This window comes from Pseudoalteromonas nanhaiensis (assembly GCF_051235485.1).
GTDB lineage: Bacteria > Pseudomonadota > Gammaproteobacteria > Enterobacterales > Alteromonadaceae > Pseudoalteromonas > Pseudoalteromonas lipolytica_C.
In genome coordinates, this window is sequence record NZ_JBPNYQ010000001.1 from 294,345 (window position 1) to 313,885 (window position 19,541).

A 19,541-nucleotide genomic window follows, 5' to 3' on the forward strand; every position below is an offset into this window, starting at 1 on the left:
ACAAGCAGAGGCGGAGCGCTTAGAACAAGAACGAATTGCTGCAGAACAAGCAGAGGCGGAACGTTTAGAACAACAACGAATTGCTGCAGAACAAGCAGAGGCGGAACGTTTAGAGCAAGAAAAAGCTGCTCAAGCTGCGGCTGAAAAACCAAAGAAAGAAGGTTTCTTCGCACGCCTTAAAAAAGGCCTATTAAAAACTCGCGTTAATATAGGTTCAGGCTTTGCATCTATTTTTAGTGGTAAGAAAATAGATGATGAGTTATTTGAAGAACTAGAAACACAATTACTGACTGCTGATTTAGGTGTTGATACAACAATGAAGTTGATTGATAACCTAACTGATGCAGCAGACCGTAAGCAATTAAAAGACGGTGATGCGCTTTACGAGCTGATGAAGCAAGAAATGGCAAGCATGCTCAAAACGGCTGAGCAGCCGCTGGTTATTCCTAGTGACAAAAAACCATTTGTTATCTTAATGGTAGGTGTAAATGGTGTTGGTAAAACCACCACGATTGGTAAATTAGCTAAGCAGTTCCAAAACGAAGGTAAGTCAGTGATGCTTGCAGCTGGTGATACTTTCCGAGCTGCAGCGGTTGAGCAGCTACAAGTGTGGGGCGAGCGTAATAGCATTCCGGTTATTGCCCAGCACACAGGTGCAGACAGTGCGTCAGTGGTATTTGATGCATTTCAAGCTGCAAAAGCACGTAACATTGATGTGTTAATCGCCGATACAGCAGGGCGCTTGCAAAATAAAGACAACTTAATGCAAGAGCTTGAAAAAATTGCTCGTGTAATGAAAAAAATCGACCCAGATGCGCCACATGAAGTCATGTTAACTATTGATGCTGGCACAGGGCAAAATGCAATTAGCCAAGTTAAACTATTTAATGAATGTGTTGGTTTAACTGGGATCACCTTATCTAAGCTTGATGGTACAGCTAAAGGTGGTGTGATCTTCGCTGTTGCAGATAAATTTAATATTCCAATTCGTTACATTGGTGTTGGTGAGAGTATTGATGATTTACGTACATTTAATAGTAATGACTTCATTGATGCACTATTCAGCCAAGATGAGGACGATGCATAATTAATTAAAAGGGAGCGTGCTCCCTTTTTCGCTGCAAGATGATTGATAATTAAAATGATAAATTTTCAGCAAGTCAGTAAAACATACCCAGGTGGCCACCGTGCCCTTGAGAAAGTTAGTTTTCATATAAAGCCTGGCGAGTTAGCCTTTTTAACGGGTCACAGTGGCGCAGGTAAAAGTACTTTGCTAAAGCTCATAAGTTTGATGGAGCGACCATCGGCAGGGCAGGTACTTATTAATGGTGTAGACTTAAACGCTGTTAAATCGCGGCAAATACCTTATGTGCGCCGCGATATAGGGATCATCTTTCAGAATCACCGCTTATTAGAACGTTACTCTGTGTTTGATAATGTTGCTTTGCCTTTAATAATCGAAGGGACGCATCATAAACAAATTGCAAAACGAGTAAATGGTGCGCTTGATAAGGTGGGCTTACTTGATAAAGCCAAATGTAATCCTGCGACACTATCGGGTGGTGAGCAACAACGTGTTGGTATAGCCAGAGCAATCGTCAACTCCCCCCCGATTCTACTTGCCGATGAGCCAACGGGTAACTTAGATCCTGAGCTTTCTATGGATATTCTGCGTTTGTTTGAAGATTTTAATAACCACGGTACTACAGTGCTTATTGCGACTCACGATATAGGTCTTATTGCACGCATGCGCTATCGCAGTTTAACGCTCAAAGATGGTCGTATGATCGAAGACCCGTTAGCTGAGGGGGCACTATGAGTTTATTATTTAAAAGCCGGCCTAGCCAAAATGAGCGCCAAAAAAAATCACTTTTAGCAGCGCCGTACTTCTTTATTCTTAACCTTATTCGTCAAGGTATTCACAGTTTGGGTGAAATGTGGCGAACGCCTCTTGCCTCGTTAATGACCATTGCGGTATTGGGGTTAAGTTTAACGCTCCCTGCGACACTTTATTTAGTAGTCAAAAATGTCTCACAAGTAAGCAGTGGCTTTGAAGATGCAGCAGAGATCTCATTGTTTGTTAAAGAAACTATGACAGAGCAACAAACGCAAACTTTAGTTAAGCGTTTAGCACTCTACCCAGAAGTTGATAAAGTGGAGTTTATCTCAAAAGGTGATGCCCTCACTGAATTCAAACAAGTATCAGGATTTGGTCAAGCACTTGAGTATTTAGACGCTAATCCGTTGCCAGATGTTGTGATTGTTACGCCTACAGCACGATACCGTCAGCCGAATACAGCCAAGCAATTACTGCAAAAGCTGGAGGCCGAAAGAGAAGTTGATTTTGGTAAGCTCGATATTGCTTGGCTTGAACGCTTAAATGCACTTTTAAGTTTATTAAAAGAAAGCGTTATTACCATTGCTCTACTATTATTAACTTCCGTCACTTTGATCATCGGTAACACTATCCGTTTATCAATTATGGATAAGAAAGATGAAATTCAAGTGATGAAATTAGTTGGCGCAACGAACACCTTTATTCATGCGCCATTTTTATGGACAGGGATTTGGTACGGCATTATTGGTGGTTTGTTCTCTTTTATTTGTGTTGCTTTAATGATGTGGTGGCTAGGAGCTGCGGTGAGTGAAGTGGCTGGCGTATATGAAACAAGCTTTGATTTAATCGGATTAACTTTGGCTGAGTTTGCTATTTTAGTTGCTCTTGCAACTGGATTAGGATTTGTTGGTTCTTACTTATCTGTAAACCGTTATATAAAAGAAATAGAACCTGATAAAGTTTAGCTAGTCGTATTGAGCGCTATAATTTTAGCGCTTTTTACTGTCGTTAATTTGTCATATTTAGCCGTTATGCTGTTTATTTAGGTTTTGAAGGGATACTCTATTTACCTTTCAAAACGCCTAAAAAGCTAGAATTCATCGCTTATTCAGCGCCTTAAAGTAAAATAAAATTATCTTAAAAAAACCACTTGATTTGAACTTTAAAAAAGTTTTTAATTCAAGTTAGCACTCTCGCTTAAAGAGTGCTAAGATGGTTTCAAATGTTTATCACTGAGGTGAAAAATGAGTAAAGATTTATACGCAATGGCACTTACTGCAGGTCAACAGAGCGCAAGTATGGACGGCTACCTTCAAGCGGTTAGCACTATTCCTATGCTTGATGCAGAGAAAGAAAAGCAGTTGGCGACACGTCTTCAGGAAGAAGGTGATCTTGAAGCTGCGAAGCAACTCATTATGTCGCATCTACGCTTTGTTGCTCATATTGCGAAAAGCTATTCAGGTTATGGCTTACCGCAAGCTGATTTAATTCAGGAAGGTAACATCGGTCTGATGAAAGCGGTAAAACGTTTCGACCCAAGTGTAGGTGTTCGCTTAGTCTCATTCGCAGTACATTGGATTAAAGCTGAAATTCATGAGTACGTACTGAAAAACTGGCGTATCGTGAAAGTTGCAACAACAAAAGCGCAACGTAAATTATTCTTCAACCTACGCAAAAACAAAAAGCGTCTAGGTTGGTTTAACCAAGCTGAGGTTAGCACTGTTGCTAATGAGCTAGGTGTAAGCGAAAAAGAAGTACGTGAGATGGAATCACGTATGAGTGGCCAAGATATGGGCTTTGACTTAACGGGCGACGACAATGACGATGCACCGACAAGCACATACTCGCCAGTACAATATTTAACAGATGGCAGTGCTGACCTTGCTGACGATATCGAAGAGCAGCAATGGCAAGAGCAATCTCATGCTCGTTTATTCAGTGCGTTAAAAACCCTTGATGAACGTTCACAAGACATTGTAAGTGCACGTTGGTTAGCTGATGACAAAGCAACACTGCAAGAACTTGCTGAGAAATATAACGTTTCAGCAGAGCGTGTTCGCCAGCTAGAAAAAACAGCGATGAAAAAACTGCAATCAGCAATGAGCTAATAGCAATCGCTATAGCAAACCATCTTTAGTAGACTACAAAGCCTCGCAAATGCGGGGCTTTTTGTTTTAAGGACGCGGTATGTCACAGATTGATTATCAACATGTATTAGATGAAATCACAAAAGAAGTTCAGCCATTACTGAGTCAAGGTAAGGTTGCTGATTATATCCCTGCACTTGCAGAGGTTGAGCCAAACCAGTTCGCTATTGCGATTCATACCGTGGATGGGAAAACCTACTGTGCGGGTGATTGTGGTGCACGTTTTACTATTCAATCTGTTTCTAAAGTAATGACCTTAACCTTAGCACTTCAGCGTTATGGTGATGAGCTGTGGCAACGAGTCGGAAAAGAGCCTTCAGGTACTGCCTTTAACTCACTAACACAGCTTGAATTTGAACAGGGTATACCACGCAACCCATTTATTAACGCCGGTGCTATTGTCACCTGTGATGCTTTATATAGTCGTTTATCAGCACCGATGCATTCAATGCTTGAGTCATTTCGTCAGTTATCAGGGAATCCTCAGGTTGTTATAGATAAAAAAGTCGCAAATTCTGAATATGAGTTTCGTCACCGTAATGCCGCCATGGCGCATTTAATGAAATCATTTGGCAACTTTAATAATGAGGTTGATGATGTGTTATGGGCCTACTTTAACTTCTGTGCCATTGAACTTAACTGCGTAGAATTAGCAAAAGCTTACAATTACTTAGCAAACCAAGGTAAAGATGCCAGCGGCAATAAAGTGCTCAGCGCCAGACAAAATAAGCAGTTAAACTCGTTACTATTTACCAGTGGTTTGTACGATGCTGCGGGAGATTTTGGCTACCGTGTTGGCATGCCGGGTAAGTCAGGGGTATCGGGTACTATATTAGCTGTGTTACCGAATCAATTTACTGTGGCTGTTTGGGCGCCAAGGCTGAATTCGTATGGTAACTCAGTAGCTGGGATAGCCGCTCTTGAGCGTTTATCCCAGAAACTGGATATTTCGATTTTCTAAAAGCGGTTACTGATCCCAGTAAACTTGCTCTAAACAATCTTCACGTTCAGGTAAACCACGCGATAAACGTGGAGAGTGCTGAACAAGTACTTCATAACTTGCACGGTTAGCGTATTTACTAATTTGTGCAAGTGATGAGTAAGTCATTGCAGGTTGCTGATGCTTCGCTGAGTTTGCCACATTAAGTTTGTGGTAAACGTTTGCTGATAAGTCATGTAATACCGCAGCAAGAGCGCAATCGCCTGCACCATTGGTGTTTTTAATGCTGTCTGGGCCACCCATAAATGGTGCTGTGTGGCTATAAGCACGAATAGGGTTTTGGCAATCGTCTTTACGCATTGCGCGCGAAAATTCATAGCGGTTAAAGTCAGCAATCGCACCTGGTAATAGTGGATATTCTGTTTCACGCTTGAATGAATCGTCTACATAACCTGCCATAAATAAGCCTTTTTCGCCGGCAGTGCAAATAACTAAGTCTGTCCAGTCTAGTGCTTTGTCGGCAGCCAGAAGTGGGTCTTCAAAGCCAGTAATAGCAAGCCCTTCTTCTTCGTTCATCGCAAGAATATCAACATGTTCTTTAACGAAATCAGCCCACCAGGTAGGGTCTTGTTCAATTAAGAACTTAGTTCCAAGGGTTAAAACCACAGGTACGCCTGCATCATTGGCATATTTTACTGCCTGCATGGTGGCTTCTGTCATGGTTTCATCACCTTGCGTACGCATTAGGTATGCGCTGATCACCAGTGCTGAAGAGTTCTCAATAAGTTCTTGATCGATAGATTCAGGGCGAAGATGATTCATAAGTCCAGCGCTGATCGCAAAGGTACGTTCACCTGTTTCGTCAATCAAGGTAAAGCAGCGACCAATTGGGCCGTCTACAGGCTGAAGATAATCAAGATCAACACGGCTAGAGGTATTACATAAAAAGCGGTATGCATAGCTACCAATTTTAATGTTTTCACTCATGACCCCTAATAACACTGAACGGTCGTCAGCTAGTGTTGAGTAGTTGTGCATGGTGTTACCTACTGTACCGCCGGCAAACTCATAGTCGATCATGTTGTCGAGTTTCAGTCTGTCGTATAACGCATTGGTAATATCGCTATCGATTACTTGCGACATGCCACGGCGCAATTGAAATTCATCTAGGAAAGCTTGATCAACTTTCGCTTCAATATCCACCACAATTTGGTCGATACCCGTAATATAACTACGTTGTAGTCGTTCGGTTGAGTTAAGTTGATTCGTCAGTGGATCTTTGGCTTCCACCGGAAAATAATGTTTATGCCTGCGGCGTCCAGGAAATTTCATTTGCTACCCGTGTTGTAAGCTAAATAAAAAAAGCGCGAGATTATAGCGCAATATGAGGCTGTTGAGCCATGAAAAAGCCACTAAATTTTGCGTTAATTTTTAAGTGTAGCAGTATTTATTGCCGACATTTTTCACTAACTAGGTATAATTACTCACAGTTTTACAAGATTTGTGTGATATATGAGCGAACAATTTAGCGACCAGTATTGGATGGAAAAAGCATTGAGCTTTGCCAATGAAGCGGCAGCGATTAATGAAATTCCGGTTGGTGCAGTGCTCGTAAAAGACAATCAACTAATAGCTTTTGGCTATAACCGCTCAATTACCGATAACGACCCATCCGCTCACGCAGAAATGATGGCAATCCGCGAAGCAGGCAAAGTACTTAATAATTATCGCCTAATAGATTGCACCTTGTATGTAACCCTCGAGCCGTGTTCGATGTGTGCAGGACTATTGGTTCATAGCCGTATCAAGCGACTCGTATACGGTGCTAAAGATGCCAAGACGGGCTCTGCGGGTTCTATTATGAATCTATTACAAGAACCAAGGCTTAATCATCAAGTTGAAGTAACTGGTGAAGTTATGAGTGAGCAGTGTGGGGCGGTGATATCTAAGTTTTTTAAGCGTCGTAGAGAAGAGAAGAAGGCGGCTAAGCTTGCAGCTCGCAACGCCTAGTTATACAACCGGCGTTGCAGGAACTTGAGCTTCCATTAACTGCATCGCAAATAAGCGGCGACGCCAAATAACTTTTTTGTGTGTATTACGCAGCATGATACGACGGCGTGTCGCTGTTGAGTAAATAACATTACGCTTGAACTTATGTGTCTTGCGTCTTCTTTTTAACATGTGTGCTCCTTAAGTGAGAGAAAAGCATGGCATGGTCCATTCCATTTCTACTAAAAGATAATGATCATTTGATGACAAGTAAACAGATTTCTAGTGCTTTAGGCTAGTTGTTTTCTAACGTCTGCTGCTCTTGGGAGTCTGGTTGTGTTGTGTCGTTTGGCTTTTCGCTCGTTTCTGTGGAAGTGTTAACCTCTTCAATGGTTTGCTCTTCTTCACTTGGGTCAGCAATTGCATCATTTTCATCAAGCCAAACCAACGCATCGTAATAACGACGAATATTGTCAACATACTGCACGGCAACATCGCCACGTGCATAACCATATTTGGTTTTACGATAATAACGCTTTTTAATTAAAAGCGGTAAGCGTTTTTTTACATCCGCCCACTTATCGGGGCTTGCCCCTTCTTGCTCGGTAATAATTCGCGCGTCATTGACGTGGCCCCAGCCAACATTATAAGAGGCTAAGGCAAACCAAGTTCTATCGGGTTGTGGAATACGTTCAGGGATCCACGAAATAACCTTCGCTAAATATTCGGCACCGCCTTTGATATTTTGCTCAGGCTCTAAACGGTTAGTAACGCCAACTTGTTTTGCTGTAGTTTGCGTAAGCATCATGATCCCGCGAACACCTGTCGGTGACTTGGCTTTAGGGTTCCACATTGACTCTTGATAGCTCAAGGCGGCCAGTAAGCGCCAATCAATATTCCCTGAATACTGCTCAAACCAAGGTTGATATTTGGGGAGTGTTTCTTTGATAGCTTCGATATAGGCTAGGGTATTAACATAATTAAACTGACGAACGTGGCCAAAATACTTTTCTTCTAATACATAAAGTTGGTTATTTTGTTTTACATCACCAAAAAAGGGCACCATCAAGGCATATAAAGAATCGTCACCATCTTTTCTTAGTAGCCAAGCGATAGGGTCGTTACGAGTCACTGAAAAGCCGATACTTAAATTAGGGTGGTAGCGGCGAAATAATGACAAGGTGTGAGAGTCAGCGAGAGTGTAATCAATTTCACCATCAATGACAGCTTGCAGAAGTTCTTCTTCATCCATATCTTCTGTTTCATGCCATGTTAAGTCTGGGTGAAGCTGTTTAAGTTGCTGTAATGCAAGTGAGTGACTACTTTTCGCAAGAACCGTTAGGTTCCCCGTTAAATCGGCAAATTCTCGAGGGCGAGTGCGGCCTTGCTTGTATACAAGCTTTTGGCTAATGGTGCGGTAAGTTGGCCCAAAACGATAATGTTCAGCCCGAATGGTATTGTAAGTAAGTCCAGAGGCAATAATGTCTAAATCACCACTTTCGAGGCGAGAGAACATATCTGTAAGATTAAAAAAAGGCACCATCTCGAGCTCTACGCCAACATAATCGGCAAACTCTTGTGCTAATTCGTACTCAAAACCCTGCACGCCTTGCGGTGCTTGATAGTAATTACTCGCGCCGGCTAAGGTGCCGACTCTTATCTTATTCTGTGCTTTGATATGAGCAAGTTGTGATGGTTGTTGTTGCATATCGCATGCACACAACATGAGCACAAGCGTAAATATAGCGAGTATTTTTTGCATAAATTAGAAATGCCCCTTAAACCATTACGTTACCGTTATAGCAAAACTTCACTGCCACGTCACTTCGCATATAGTTTTATATCTCTATTTAAAAATTAATAACTGTAACAGTGGCGGTAAAAGATAAGTCATACAGAACAACAGCCTGCGGGAAAATAAAGAGTACTAAGATAGTTAATTGTTGCAACCATAATCGCGGTTATGAAGATTATTTAAATAAAAGCGCAATTTTGAGTTAAATCTAGACGTTATTTGCACTATAATACGCGCCTAAAATATCGTTCAATCCCTAACCCCGGATGAAAATACCTATGTTGATCCTTCGTGGTGCACCAGCACTTTCCGATTTTAGAGTTCAGAAAATTTTAGCGCGTTGCCAACAGGCACAACTTCCAGTCACTAACGTTTATGCTGAGTTCATGCATTTTGCTGATCTTACTGCTGAGCTTTCAGCAGATGAGCAAACAAAGCTTGAAAAGCTGCTTACTTATGGTCCAACGATTGCGGAGCACAGCCCTGCAGGCACGTTAATTCTTGTAACGCCGCGTCCTGGCACTATCTCGCCTTGGGCATCAAAAGCAACCGACATCGCACACAACTGTGGCTTAAGCCAAGTTCACCGTGTTGAACGTGGTATTGCATACTACGTTGAAGGTAATCTATCAGCTGAGCAAACAGCTGAAGTAGCAGCGTTATTACACGACCGTATGACTGAAGCAACGCATGCGGATATGGCTGATGCAGCTAAATTATTCCGCCACGATGAACCGCGTCCAATGTCATCAGTTGACATTTTAGGTGGTGGCCGTGAAGCACTTGCTAAAGCCAATGTTGAGCAAGGTTTTGCGCTTGCAGATGACGAAATCGATTACTTGGTAGAAAATTTCCAAAAGTTAGGGCGTAACCCGAACGACATCGAATTATTTATGTTTGCACAAGCAAACTCTGAGCATTGTCGTCATAAAATCTTTAATGCTGATTGGACAATTGATGGCATCGAACAGCCAAAATCATTGTTCAAAATGATCAAAAACACTTACGAGCAACACCCTGAAAATGTGTTATCTGCATACAAAGATAACGCAGCGGTAATGAAGGGCTCAGTAGCGGGTCGTTTCTTCCCGAACAGTGAAGGCGAGTACGCATACCATCAAGAAAACATCGAAATCTTGATGAAAGTTGAAACTCATAACCACCCAACAGCGATTGCGCCATTCTCAGGTGCATCAACAGGTTCTGGTGGTGAGATTCGTGACGAAGGTGCTACAGGTCGTGGTTCTAAACCAAAAGCTGGTTTAGTGGGCTTCACTGTATCTAACCTTCGTATTCCAGGTTACGAGCAACCATGGGAAACCGACTTTGGTAAGCCTGGTCGTATCGTTAATGCACTAGATATCATGACTGAAGGTCCATTAGGTGGCGCGGCATTCAATAACGAATTTGGTCGCCCTAACTTACTTGGTTACTTCCGTACCTACGAAGAAAAAGTATCAAGCCACAACGGTGAAGAAGTACGTGGTTACCACAAGCCAATCATGCTTGCAGGTGGTTTAGGTAACATTCGTTCTGAACATGTTCAAAAAGGTGAAATCCCAGTTGGTGCAAAACTTATCGCACTAGGTGGTCCGGCAATGAACATCGGCCTTGGTGGTGGTGCTGCGTCTAGTATGACATCAGGTCAATCGAACGAAGATTTAGACTTTGCGTCGGTACAACGTGAAAACCCAGAAATGGAACGTCGTTGTCAGGAAGTTATCGACAAATGTTGGCAGTTAGGTGATGCAAACCCAATCGCTTTCATTCACGATGTGGGTGCAGGTGGTCTTTCAAACGCATTCCCTGAGCTTGTAGACGACGGTGGTCGTGGTGGTAAATTCCAACTTCGTGATATTCCAAACGATGAGCCGGGTATGGCACCACACGAAATTTGGTGTAACGAATCTCAAGAGCGTTACGTATTAGCAGTTGCAGCTGAAGACTTCGCGCGCTTTGAAGCAATCTGTAAACGTGAACGTGCACAATACGCGGTTATCGGTGAAGCAACAGAAGAGCGCCACTTAACGGTTGAAGATAGCCACTTTGGTAACAACCCTGTTGATCTACCGCTTGATGTTTTACTTGGTAAAGCACCAAAAATGCACCGCGAAGTTGAGTCTAAAAAAGCACAATCACAACCATTAGACGTTGCAAACATTGATGCTGCAGATGCTGCACAACGTTTATTACGCTTACCAACGATTGCTGAAAAAACATTCTTAATCACCATTGGTGACCGCACGGTAACGGGTTTAGTTGCTCGTGACCAAATGGTAGGTCCTTGGCAGGTGCCAGTAGCAAACTGTGCGGTAACAGCCGCTGCGTTTGATACTTACCACGGTGAAGCAATGTCACTAGGTGAACGTACACCAGCTGCACTGTTAAACTATGGAGCTTCTGCTCGTTTAGCTGTGGCTGAGTCATTAACGAACATCGCGTGTGCTAACATCGGTGGCCTTGAAAATATCAAGCTATCTGCAAACTGGATGGCCGCAGCTGGTCACCCTGGCGAAGATGCAGGTCTTTACGAAGCTGTTAAAGCGGTAGGTGAAGAGCTTTGTCCGGCACTTGGTTTAACAATCCCTGTGGGTAAAGACTCAATGTCGATGAAAACTCAATGGGATGAAAACGGTGAGCAAAAATCGGTTACTGCGCCATTATCACTAATCATCACTGCCTTTGGTCGTGTTGAAGATGTGCGTAAAACAGTAACGCCACAGCTACGCACTGATAAAGGTGAGTCATCACTATTATTAGTTGATTTAGGTGCGGGTCAAAACCGTATGGGTGCATCAAGCCTTGCACAGGTTTATAAGCAATTAGGTGATGTAACACCTGATGTTGATAGCCCTGAGTTATTAAAAGGTTTCTATGAAGCAATGCAAGCGCTTGTTGCTGATAACAAGTTACTTGCCTACCATGACCGTTCAGACGGTGGTTTATTCACAACTATCGCTGAAATGGCATTTGCTGGTCACACGGGTGTTACTGTTGACCTTGCAGGCCTTACAGGTTCAGACATCGAAGCACTTTATAATGAAGAGCTAGGTGCGGTTATCCAAGTGGCTAATGCTGATTTAGATGCAGTGAAAGCCGTTCTTGCTGATCACGGCTTAGCAGCTATCAGCCATGAAATTGGTGCATTAAACGCTGATGACCGTGTGGTATTCACTCGTGGTGATGATGTGGTACTTAACCACACGCGTACTGAGCTTCGCACTATTTGGGCAGAAACAACTTACCAAATGCAAGCACGTCGCGATAACCCAGAGTGTGCTAAGCAAGAATTTGACGCTAAGTTTGACGCAAAAGACCCAGGTCTAAACGTAAAACTAAGCTTTGACTTAAACGAAGACGTTGCTGCGCCTTACATTGCAACTGGTGCGAAGCCGAAAATGGCGATTCTACGTGAGCAAGGTGTTAACTCTCATTTAGAAATGGCTGCGGCATTTAACCGCGCTGGCTTTGCAGCGGTTGACGTACACATGAGCGACATCCTTGAAGGTCGTTTAACACTTGAGCAATTTAAAGGCTTAGTGGCATGTGGTGGTTTCTCTTACGGTGACGTATTAGGCGCAGGTGAAGGCTGGGCTAAGTCAATCTTATTTAATGAGATGGCGCGTGAGCAGTTCCAAAGCTTCTTCCACCGCGAAGATACATTCAGCCTAGGTGTGTGTAATGGCTGTCAAATGCTTTCAACATTGAAAGAGTTGATCCCAGGCACTGAGCACTGGCCACGTTTTGTAACCAACAAGTCAGAGCGCTTTGAAGCTCGCTTTAGCCTTGTAGAGGTGCAAGAAAACCCATCAGTATTCTTTAACGGTATGGCTGGTTCTCGTATGCCTATCGCTGTTTCTCATGGTGAAGGTCATGCTGAATTCGCTAACAGCGATGCAGTTAAAGCTGCGCTTGAGTCAGGCACTGTGGCAGTGAAGTTTGTTGATAACTACGGTAACCCAACAACGCAATACCCAGCTAACCCGAACGGCTCGCCTGAAGGTATCACAGGTATTACCTCTACTGATGGTCGTGCCACGGTTATGATGCCGCACCCAGAGCGTGTATTCCGTACTGTTGCTAACTCATGGCACCCAGATGAGTGGCGTGAAGATAGCCCATGGATGCGTATGTTCCGCAACGCACGTAAAAACGTTGGCTAGAACTTAGCTATACAAGCTAGGTTCATACAAACCGTTTAAACTAAAAAGGCTGCACTATTAAGTGCAGCCTTTTTGTTTATAATGGTGCTAGTAAGTGTAAGTTCAAAGGCAAGGAGAGTTTTTTGAGTTTTAAGCGGGTAAGCGTAGGGTTGCTAGGTATCGTGCTAAGCATGCTGCTGTTGGCGTATCTGTTCAGGCTACCACTGACATCGTGGTACTTAACGCCTATGCTTAGTAAAAATGGCGCTGAGCTTCACTGCATTGATTGGTCATTGACCAGCCAGCTTGATTTAAATATCGAGAAATTATGCTTAACTTATCAAGGGCAGCAAATAGAGTTAGCTGGCATCCTTGCTAACAAGCAACAGGTTAGGGTTTCTCGCGCTAATCTCATCGTTAGCGACCTTGCAAATAAACAACAACCAGAATCAGCACAGACTGAATTTAAAAAGCTCGCTTTAGTATTACCAGAGCAAAGACCGCTAATAAGCATTGAGCAGCTTGATGTAGTCTCACCGTTTACCGATAGCCCTGTTAGGTTGGCAATACAAGAAAAACGCCTAAATCATTTTACGATTTCGCGGGATCTCAATGCAGACGTTGTAATATCTAATTATGAAATAAAAGCCGATCTCACCCTTGATGAGCAAGTAGCTAGGCGGTTCATAACATTGCCAGCAAGCAGCCATTTTAGCACTCAATCGCAGGTTAAGTTTGATGGTATTACGATTGCAATTGAAAGCACCGTCAATGCAAGTTATCAGCATGCTCTAGCGCAATGCGACCTAGGTTTTACCACTGAAGGGCAACTGAGTGCGAAGTATCAATTAAACCAACAGCATTTATATGCGGATTTATCAGCTTTACAAAATCAGCTTAGCGCAAACCGAGATTGCTTGAACACCATAGCAGATCAACAGCATCAATCATTTATTGAAGCGCAGTTACCGCTTACTTGGCAGTTACACATTGAAAAACCAGTCAGTGTAGAAGGTGAGCTGCTATCAATCCGAACTATAAAGCTGCAAGCTACAGAAGAGCAAAGTGAAGTGACAGTCAGTAATACGACCTTTTCTTTACTGGATCCGCTCACATCACTGAATAGCCAAGTTAGTATTGATTTTAACAGTAAAGATATTGATGAGCTTAAGCTCAATGCGCATTTGCATGAAAGTGACGTTAGCGCTGATTTTCAACTGTCACTTGATTCACTCCCTGCATTTTTAGATTTTCAGGCTGACGGTGTTCTGGTTGAGGGTATTGGGGCTAAAGGAAAGCTAAAAATTGATGAGTTATTTTCTAGCCCGATAGCTGCTAGATTGAACGCAAATGTCAGTGTTAAAAACGCGCTTATATCGGGTGCTCAGATAGCCGACTTTACCAGCACGATTGAGGCAGAGCATAATGCCGAGCAACACTTAATTGTTAAAGCCAACAGTAAGGTTAAATCATTAAATTATAATGATATTCACGCAGCAAAAATCAGTAATGAGCTAACCCTTAGTACAGATCTCAGTGTGGGGGAATTATTTGCTGATATTGATGCCAAAACCACGGCTGCTAAATTATCAACACCTGAACTTACTTTAAATAAGTTGTCTGTCGTTACAAATGCCCTCCAAAGCCGCGCCTTGCAGGCAACGCATCATGTGTTTGCAGATGGCTTTGAAGCGCTTGTTAGCCATCATATGTCTAAGGTTGCGCACCCATTTGAATTGGTGATACCTGAGCAGGCAGTATCTAAGCTTAATCCGATAATTGCTCAGTTTGAGCCCCTTGCAACCATCACTGATGGGGTGGTTTCAGGGATTATTAAAGGTGATGTAAATCTTCAGCAAGCAGAAGGTAGTGTTCACATTAATAAACTCAGTGCGCTTTATAATGACTACCTAGCAAATGATTTTGCCGTGGATTTAGATGGGACGTTTAATTCAGGGCAGCTTAATATTGCAGCGACTAAATTTACACTCAATGAACTGCGCGCAGGTGCTGTGGTCAAAAATATACAAGGTCAGTTGCAGGTAACGGCTAATCAGCCTTGCGCAGCTAATCTAACTGGTCAGGTTATGGGTGGCAAATTTGTGGTGAATAAGTACTGCCCACTGAGTGACAACCAAACCGCGACCGTTAAGTTTGAAAATATTGATGCCAGCAAATTAGTCACCCTTGATGCTGAGTCTGGAATTAGTTTAAGCGGGCGCTTAGCGGGCACCTTACCTGTTGTTATAAGCAAACAGGGAATAGAGGTAAAGCAAGGGCAGCTAGTTAATCAAGGTGATGGTAAATTACTGATCACTAATAATGCGGGTTTTGAAGCTGTAAAAGCGCAGCAACAGGAGCTGAGTACAACGCTGAGTTTACTCGAGAATTTAGATATTAAAAAACTACGCAGCAGTGTTAACCTCAAACCAGATGGTTGGTTACATTTAGGTGTTAATTTAGAAGGTTATAATGAAGCGCAGCAGCAAGCAGTGAACTTTAATTATAACCACGAAGAGAATGTATTTACTTTACTTAGAGCGCTGCGTTTAAGTGATGAAATTACTCAAAAAGTTGAGAAAGAGTATGCAAAAAAAGGAAGCAATGATGGCTAAGTGGTTAGTAATGCTGACGGCTGTAGGCATGCTGAGTGCCTGTACTCACCGTGTTGAGGTGGCAGCAAAAGAGCCGATTACAATCAACTTAAATGTAAAAGTTGACCATGAGATCCGCGTAAAAGTGGATAAAGAACTTGATACCTTATTCAGTGATGACAGCGAATTATTCTAAGGAGCACACATGCGTAAATTACAACTTAAAAAACTAAATGTGATCACCTTGATCAGTGCTGTTTGTTTCTCTTTTTCTGCGTGGGCTATCAGCCTTGATGACGCAAAGAGCCAAGGATTAGTGGGTGAAGACAGCTCAGGCTATTTAGGTTTAGTGGTTAATAATAGTGAAGCAAAAGTAGTCGTTGATGAAATTAATGCAAAGCGCAAAGAGCAGTACTTAAAACTAGCGAAAAAGAATAACCTTTCGTTAGCGCAGGTAGAAGCACTCGCTGCTGCTAAAACTATCGAAAAAACGAAGCCGGGTCACTACATTGAAGTGAACGGTGAGTGGGTAAAAAAATAACTCACTAGGTTAAATTAGAAAAAGCCAGCATTGCTGGCTTGTTATCTTTATAACGCCGGCAGGCGTTAGCGTTTATCGATGCAGCTTTGTAATAGCTGCTGCCAAAAGTCGATGCCTTTACGTCTTGCAAGTTTAATGTTGTGCTCTGGGATAGACTCAGGTTCATTGTAGTTATCTAACGCTTCGCTCATACTGGCTTCACGGATCAAATGTAGTGTTGGATAAGGTGCGCGGTTAGTATAGTTTGCAGCATCACTGTCATCGCTATCGGCAAACACATAGTCAGGATGAAAGTTAGCTATTTGATACTTACCCTCATAACCTTGCGCAGCTAAAAGCGCATTAGCTAAATCGACTAAATCTAAGAACTCTTCAAAATCCTTAAAGCCTTGCTCAAACATCAACAGGGTTGTTTCACGCTGTGCTTGTTGGTCTAACTCGCTACACTGCTCAAGCATATCCATTACCGCATCATCAAGTGTAATAGACTGGCTGATTTGATAATGAATGCAATTGCTTTCAACTTCTTTGCGGGCAAACGGGCAGAAATTGTATTTCACGATTACACTTGATACCCATTCGCGCATTTGTTTTTCTGGGCGATTCATCACTTGCTTTGAAGTCACGTTATTTCTCTATTCTATGTCTCTATTTTACTTTTCTAAGTAAAGATCAATTAAATTAACCGTTTTACTGATAGCACCTTGATTATTAGCCACGCATTTTGCAGCTTGTTGACCAAGCTTTATGGTCTGATCTGCATCATTACTCAAAGCGATAAGCGTATCAGCAAGTTGGTTTTCATCAGTGACAATTTTAGCTCCTTGAGCACTAATCAGCTCAGGGTATATATGGTCAAAGTTATAGGTATGAGGGCCTGCTAATACGCCAACCGAAAACGCTGCTGACTCTAACGGATTATGGCCGCCTCGCTCTATTAAACTACCGCCAATATAGCTGATGTTTGCCACTCCATATAAGCATTGTAGCTCGCCTAACGTATCAGCTAGCACAACTTGCTGGTTGTTATAGTTATCTGCACTGCGACGGCTAAAGCTCATATCTGAGTTTTTTAATATCTCCGCAACTTTATCAAATTGCTCGGGGTGACGCGGAGCAATAATCAAAAGAGCGTTGGGCAAGGCTTTTAACAGCTTTTTATGAGCACTTAAAATAAGCTCATGTTCAACAGGGTGAGTGGAGCCTGCAACCCAGATAAAGCGCTCGTTGTTATACTGATTTTTAAGTGCTGCGACTTTATTTAATTGCTCATCTGTCGGCGTGATATCAAATTTAATTGAGCCAAACACGCGAGCCTTTTCAGGTTTTAAACCTAGTTCAATAAAACGTTTGGCATCATCTTGATTATGACTTGCAAGGTCGCTAATTGATTGCATGATCAGCTTAGTTAATGGCATCACCTTTTGATAGCCTTGCTGTGATTTAGCTGAAAGCCGGGCATTTAAAACAAGTACTTTTGTGCCGTAGTTGTTGCTTTGAGCCATAAGGTTAGGCCACAGCTCTGTTTCTAAAATACACAGTACCTTTGGCTTGATACGCTTTAAAAAACGCTGTGTAGCGAAGAAAAAATCAATCGGTAAATAACAGCAGCTAACAGTATCGTTAAAGTTGTTTTTTATTTGCTCGCGGCCAGTTGGGGTATTGCAGGTTACTAAAATCGTAAGCGCAGGGTGTTCGGATTGAACTGCCTTAATAAGCGGGGTTGCCGCTAGCACTTCTCCTACAGAGGCACAATGAAAAACAATATCGTGGCGCGATAAATCTGCATAGCCAAAGCGTTCAGCAAAATGCATTCGGTAGCCTTGGTTTTTCTTACCTCGCAAAACATATAAGTAAAAAACAATTAGCGGACTCAAAATGTATAGGAGTAAAGAATATATAATACGCGCCATTGGTTAGCCTATATGAATAAAACCCTATGATAGCGTGGAACATACGCTATCTAAATATAAAATGTTAAAAAGGGTTATCTATGAGAGTTTTAAGTGTTTAGTTTCAGGTAATTTGGTAGTATTTCGATTACTTATTAAATAAACGAAGCAGTTATGAAATTTAAAATGATAAAAGCCTCGGTAGTAGGTGCTCTCTTAAGTTGCGCTATGCCTTTATATGCAACACCCACCGCTTATTTACCTGTTGGCATGGACGCACAGCTTGATCATCAATTAGATACTTTGTTTGCACTAACAATTGGCACTCCTATGGCTAAACCATATCGTTTAGCAGAAGTCGAGAAAGCACTTCTTGTACTTGAAAAGGAAGAGCCTGGGTTAGCTGCTGCTATTCGTTCAAAAATAAAGCCATATCAAAGTGATGATGCAGTGACTCGTGTCGGTGTAAAACTACAAGTAGATACGGATAATGCAAAGAAAATAGCGAATCAAAGAGGCCTAAGCTCGGATGAATGGGGGCAAGGTTTTTTTGAAGGTATTTGGCGTGCTAATGATTACACCTTGGTACAAGTGGGTGTAGATTACCGAGCTAAAGCTAATAAATTTGTAAATTATAATTCGTTTATAAGTTTTGCTGGCGAAGATTTACAGTTAAATCTTGGTTATAAAGAACACTGGTTCTCGCCGTTTAAACATTCTGCGCAGATTATTTCTACCAATGCTAAAACAGCACCTTCGATTTCATTGGGTATGGTAAAACCAGCCCACAATTGGTGGAATTTTGATTTTGAGCTTTATTATTCTGAGCTTGAGCATGTCGATAATGGTATTCTTTATCAAAATGAGCTCCATAGCGGCACACCAAAGCTCGCTGGGACGCATTTTAGTATTGAGCCGATTGATGGTTGGAAGCTGGGCCTTAATCGTATGATGCAGTTTGGTGGGGGCCCCCGCAAAGTCGATGTTGGTGATGTGGTCGATGCATTTTTTGATCCAGCGGGTAATGACAACTCAGGGCTCACTGGTAGTAAAGATAATGAGTTAGGTGACCAATACGTAACAATTACCAGCACGGTGAATTTTAATTGGGGAATGCCAGTTGAACTTTACTTTGAATATGGTGGTGAAGACACAAAAGACCACAAAAACTACCAATTTGGTAATACTGTTAGCAATTTTGGCTTCTTCTTGCCAAAACTGAGTAATACAATGTCGCTTAGGTATGAATATACCAACATGCACAGCCTGTGGTACGTCAATGAGATTTATCCAGTATATGGTAATACAGTGGGTGGTTTTGTAACGGGTCATTATGCGGCTGATCAACGTTTTACTGAGTTACATGCCAATGGTGTTGCGAGGGTTTATGCAGATGCGCCACCGACGCAAGTGCACAGCATGGAGTTAACTTATAGTGAAAACTACCGTTCACTTTGGCGCAGTAAGCTCACACTGATAGAAAACGAAAGTAATTACCTAAATGAGTGGGGTCAAACGACCGGAGACTATGAGCGTGCCGTTGAACTGCAATTAAGCAATACACGCCAATTAAACGAGCATACATTAGAGACAACTCTTACCTATGGCGAAGATGTATTTGGCGATAACTATACGTGGTTATCTGTTGCCTATTTTTGGTAAGT

16 protein-coding genes are annotated in these 19,541 nt (G+C 42.3%); 11 read left to right on the forward strand and 5 right to left on the reverse strand.

The annotated features are described in order from the left end of the window. The 5 genes from ftsY to glsB form a co-directional block, all read left to right on the forward strand. Positions 1–1,087, forward strand: a 1,087-nt coding sequence (ftsY, locus tag ACSFVZ_RS01290; RefSeq protein WP_435557951.1) for a signal recognition particle-docking protein FtsY, incomplete at its 5' end; no start/stop codon positions are given. Between the two features lie 54 nt (positions 1,088–1,141). Continuing rightward, entirely contained in the window at positions 1,142–1,819 is a 678-nt protein-coding gene (ftsE, locus tag ACSFVZ_RS01295; RefSeq protein ID WP_135926099.1) for a cell division ATP-binding protein FtsE, read from the forward strand. Beyond that, positions 1,816–2,802, forward strand: coding sequence for a permease-like cell division protein FtsX (ftsX, locus tag ACSFVZ_RS01300; protein ID WP_135926098.1), 987 nt, complete (start codon positions 1,816–1,818; stop codon positions 2,800–2,802). The genes ftsE and ftsX overlap by 4 nt, the downstream gene beginning before the upstream one ends. Before the next feature lie 279 nt (positions 2,803–3,081). Beyond that, on the forward strand, positions 3,082–3,945 hold the full coding sequence (rpoH, locus tag ACSFVZ_RS01305; RefSeq protein ID WP_054551048.1) for an RNA polymerase sigma factor RpoH: 864 nt from the start codon (positions 3,082–3,084) through the stop codon (positions 3,943–3,945). Positions 3,946–4,024: 79 nt separating this feature from the next. Continuing rightward, positions 4,025–4,945, forward strand: a complete 921-nt coding sequence (glsB, locus tag ACSFVZ_RS01310) for a glutaminase B (RefSeq protein WP_199527376.1) — start codon at positions 4,025–4,027, stop codon at positions 4,943–4,945. A 6-nt stretch (positions 4,946–4,951) separates the two neighbouring features. Here the strand turns inward: glsB and ACSFVZ_RS01315 are convergent, their stop codons facing one another. Continuing rightward, the gene (locus ACSFVZ_RS01315) at positions 4,952–6,256 is read right to left on the reverse strand and encodes an inosine/guanosine kinase (protein ID WP_135926096.1); all 1,305 of its coding nucleotides are present in this window, start codon (positions 6,254–6,256) and stop codon (positions 4,952–4,954) included. A 180-nt stretch (positions 6,257–6,436) separates the two neighbouring features. On the opposite strand from ACSFVZ_RS01315, the gene tadA reads away from it, so the two are divergent. Further along, positions 6,437–6,934: a tRNA adenosine(34) deaminase TadA gene (tadA, locus tag ACSFVZ_RS01320; protein WP_135926095.1), complete on the forward strand. Its 498-nt coding sequence runs from the start codon at positions 6,437–6,439 to the stop codon at positions 6,932–6,934. On the opposite strand, the gene ACSFVZ_RS01325 is transcribed toward tadA, so the two are convergent. Further along, entirely contained in the window at positions 6,935–7,105 is a 171-nt protein-coding gene (locus tag ACSFVZ_RS01325; protein WP_167658517.1) for a hypothetical protein, read from the reverse strand. Between the two features lie 103 nt (positions 7,106–7,208). Further along, positions 7,209–8,675, reverse strand: coding sequence for a membrane-bound lytic murein transglycosylase MltF (gene mltF / locus ACSFVZ_RS01330; protein WP_105181305.1), 1,467 nt, complete (start codon positions 8,673–8,675; stop codon positions 7,209–7,211). 311 nt (positions 8,676–8,986) lie between these two features. Between mltF and purL the strand changes: the two genes are divergently transcribed. From purL to ACSFVZ_RS01350, 4 genes are all read left to right on the forward strand, one after another. Next, complete coding sequence (purL, locus tag ACSFVZ_RS01335; RefSeq protein WP_281546422.1) at positions 8,987–12,871, forward strand: phosphoribosylformylglycinamidine synthase; 3,885 nt, start codon at positions 8,987–8,989, stop codon at positions 12,869–12,871. A gap of 122 nt (positions 12,872–12,993) precedes the next feature. Continuing rightward, positions 12,994–15,465: an intermembrane phospholipid transport protein YdbH family protein gene (locus ACSFVZ_RS01340; protein WP_435557952.1), complete on the forward strand. Its 2,472-nt coding sequence runs from the start codon at positions 12,994–12,996 to the stop codon at positions 15,463–15,465. Continuing rightward, positions 15,458–15,640: a YnbE family lipoprotein gene (locus tag ACSFVZ_RS01345; RefSeq protein ID WP_054551055.1), complete on the forward strand. Its 183-nt coding sequence runs from the start codon at positions 15,458–15,460 to the stop codon at positions 15,638–15,640. Before ACSFVZ_RS01340 ends, ACSFVZ_RS01345 begins: the two co-directional genes overlap by 8 nt. Before the next feature lie 9 nt (positions 15,641–15,649). Beyond that, entirely contained in the window at positions 15,650–15,985 is a 336-nt protein-coding gene (locus tag ACSFVZ_RS01350) for a YdbL family probable chaperone protein (RefSeq protein ID WP_435557953.1), read from the forward strand. A 65-nt stretch (positions 15,986–16,050) separates the two neighbouring features. Here the strand turns inward: ACSFVZ_RS01350 and ACSFVZ_RS01355 are convergent, their stop codons facing one another. Both ACSFVZ_RS01355 and waaA read right to left on the reverse strand, forming a co-directional pair. Then, a complete protein-coding gene (locus ACSFVZ_RS01355) occupies positions 16,051–16,593 on the reverse strand; it encodes a DUF1415 domain-containing protein (protein ID WP_135926315.1) in 543 nt (180 codons plus the stop codon). A 45-nt stretch (positions 16,594–16,638) separates the two neighbouring features. Next, a complete protein-coding gene (gene waaA / locus ACSFVZ_RS01360) occupies positions 16,639–17,898 on the reverse strand; it encodes a lipid IV(A) 3-deoxy-D-manno-octulosonic acid transferase (protein ID WP_435557954.1) in 1,260 nt (419 codons plus the stop codon). 153 nt (positions 17,899–18,051) lie between these two features. Here waaA and ACSFVZ_RS01365 point away from each other — a divergent pair, with 153 nt between their 5' ends. Beyond that, a complete protein-coding gene (locus tag ACSFVZ_RS01365; RefSeq protein ID WP_435557955.1) occupies positions 18,052–19,539 on the forward strand; it encodes a capsule assembly Wzi family protein in 1,488 nt (495 codons plus the stop codon). The last annotated feature ends 2 nt before the right edge of the window (positions 19,540–19,541 follow it).

Coding starts and splice junctions, on each gene's coding strand:
- ACSFVZ_RS01365 (WP_435557955.1), top strand. CDS start 18,052: ATGAAATTTAAAATGATAAAAGCCTCGGTAGTAGGTGCTCTCTTAAGT.
- ACSFVZ_RS01345 (WP_054551055.1), top strand. CDS start 15,458: ATGGCTAAGTGGTTAGTAATGCTGACGGCTGTAGGCATGCTGAGTGCC.
- mltF (WP_105181305.1), bottom strand. CDS start 8,675: ATGCAAAAAATACTCGCTATATTTACGCTTGTGCTCATGTTGTGTGCA.
- rpoH (WP_054551048.1), top strand. CDS start 3,082: ATGAGTAAAGATTTATACGCAATGGCACTTACTGCAGGTCAACAGAGC.
- ACSFVZ_RS01315 (WP_135926096.1), bottom strand. CDS start 6,256: ATGAAATTTCCTGGACGCCGCAGGCATAAACATTATTTTCCGGTGGAA.
- ftsX (WP_135926098.1), top strand. CDS start 1,816: ATGAGTTTATTATTTAAAAGCCGGCCTAGCCAAAATGAGCGCCAAAAA.
- ACSFVZ_RS01325 (WP_167658517.1), bottom strand. CDS start 7,105: ATGTTAAAAAGAAGACGCAAGACACATAAGTTCAAGCGTAATGTTATT.
- ACSFVZ_RS01350 (WP_435557953.1), top strand. CDS start 15,650: ATGCGTAAATTACAACTTAAAAAACTAAATGTGATCACCTTGATCAGT.
- tadA (WP_135926095.1), top strand. CDS start 6,437: ATGAGCGAACAATTTAGCGACCAGTATTGGATGGAAAAAGCATTGAGC.
- ACSFVZ_RS01355 (WP_135926315.1), bottom strand. CDS start 16,593: ATGAATCGCCCAGAAAAACAAATGCGCGAATGGGTATCAAGTGTAATC.
- ftsE (WP_135926099.1), top strand. CDS start 1,142: ATGATAAATTTTCAGCAAGTCAGTAAAACATACCCAGGTGGCCACCGT.
- waaA (WP_435557954.1), bottom strand. CDS start 17,898: ATGGCGCGTATTATATATTCTTTACTCCTATACATTTTGAGTCCGCTA.
- purL (WP_281546422.1), top strand. CDS start 8,987: ATGTTGATCCTTCGTGGTGCACCAGCACTTTCCGATTTTAGAGTTCAG.
- glsB (WP_199527376.1), top strand. CDS start 4,025: ATGTCACAGATTGATTATCAACATGTATTAGATGAAATCACAAAAGAA.